Here is a 1,715-nt window from a genome sequence, read left to right as displayed (position 1 = left end):
GCCGACAAAGGTCTTGCGAAAGCCCTCGGTCATGCTGCCCACCCCGACACTGGCGGCCAGCGACAGCAACAGTGCCATCAACGCCAGGCTCAGGGCCGGCAGTTGCTGGCGGCTGTCGGCGACGAACCATTGCGACAAGGGCCGCCGACAATGGCGCGCCAGCCAGGCCAGCACCCGGTCGAGCAAGGCTGGCAGCAACAGCGCCGCCGCCAGCAGCAGCGCGGCCAGCATGGCGAAAGCGCTGGGCAGGCTATCGCCGAGCACGCCACAACCCAAGGCCAGCAAAAGCAACAAGCCGGCCACCAGGGCCTGGCGCCGCAACCAAGGCCCCTGGGCCAACCGCCATGCCTGAGGTTGCGCCAGCGCCAGCAACGGCAACCGCGCCGCACGCAGTACACTGCCCAAACCCGCCAGCAGCGCCCCCAGCACACTCACCAGCACGCCCATCAGCCACCACCCTGCGGGCAGGCTCAGTGCCCCGGCGACCTGGGCGCCATACAGGCCGCGCAAGCTGGCGGCCACATCGGGCAGCAACCACGCGGCCAGCCCGTAACCACTGGCCACGCCGACCAGACCGCCCAGCACCGCGAACAACCCCAGTTCCAGCACCAAGGCGCACAGCAGGGTTTGCAGGCCGATGCCACAGGCGCGCAGGTTGCGAATCAGGCCGCGCCGCTGTTCCAGTGCCAAACCGATTGCGGCATGGGCAATGAACAGGCCGACGACGAACGCCAGTAGGCCAAGGGCGGTCAGGTTGAGGTGGAAGCTGTCGGTCAGCCGCTGCAAGCCGCCATCGTCCTGCCGGGGTTGCAGCTCAAGGTACGGCGCGATATCTGCGGGCAACTGCCCCGGTGTGGCGGCTACCAGCATGCGCGACAACTGCCCGGGTGCATGTAGCAGCGCCTGGGCGTGGCCGATATCGACCACGATCACCCCCGGGGCCAACACGGGCTGTAGAACCAACGGCGGCAGCAGTTGCCCTTCGCTGTCGCGCACTGACGCCCCGGGCTCTGCATGCAGCTGGCGCAAAGTGTCCGGCCCGACCCAGGCTTGCCCGGGCATGCCGATAAAGGCCTGGAGATCGAACGTTTGGGGCTGCACACCGGCGATGCTGCTGGCCGGCGGCAGGCTCAACGGCTCGATGCCGATCAGGCGCACGCTGCGCGCCGGCTCGCCAGCAAAGCGCAGGCGCCCTTCCAGTACCGGCGTCACCGCCCAGCCCAGCCTGCGCAACTGCACGTACAACGCCTGGTCGAAGCGCTCGCCACGGCGCGGCACCAGTTGCGCCTGCAGCGGCCCGGCCAGCACCGCGCTGGCCCGGGCATAGTCGCTGCGTGCCTGGCTGTTCAGCGCCTGCACGCCGGTCCACAGCGCCGTGGCCAGCCACAGGCCGGTGAAGATGCTGAAAAACTGCACGCGATGGCGCCGCCAGTGGCTGAGCAGCGCCAGCAGGGCCAGCGATAGAAGTCTCATCCGCCGGGCTCGGGCCGCACGCGGCCGGCCTGCAGGTAACACCGTTGTTGCAAGCGCGCCGCCAGCCGCGGGCTGTGGGTCACCATCAGCACCCCACTGCCAGCCTCGGCGACCAGTTGCAACAGCAGGCTCAACACCTCATCGCTGCTGGCTTCATCGAGGCTGCCAGTAGGTTCGTCGGCCAGCAACCAGGCCGGGCGCCCGGCCAGGGCGCGGCCGATGGCGACCCGCTGTTGCTGGCC

At 69.5% G+C, this 1,715-nt stretch carries 1 protein-coding gene and 1 pseudogene; both read right to left on the bottom strand.

Annotation, left to right across the window (positions count from 1 at the left end):
• The coding region (locus JV551A3_RS13265) for an FtsX-like permease family protein (RefSeq protein ID WP_328592098.1) at window positions 1–1,473 on the bottom strand (1,473 nt) is incomplete at its 3' end.
• Window positions 1,470–1,715, bottom strand: a pseudogene (locus JV551A3_RS13260) (ABC transporter ATP-binding protein); the annotation flags it as partial. The gene JV551A3_RS13265 and the pseudogene JV551A3_RS13260, both read right to left, overlap by 4 nt.

It is taken from the genome of Pseudomonas inefficax, assembly GCF_900277125.1.
GTDB classification, from domain to species: domain Bacteria; phylum Pseudomonadota; class Gammaproteobacteria; order Pseudomonadales; family Pseudomonadaceae; genus Aquipseudomonas; species Aquipseudomonas inefficax.
This window is presented reverse-complemented; position numbering and strand designations above follow the sequence as displayed.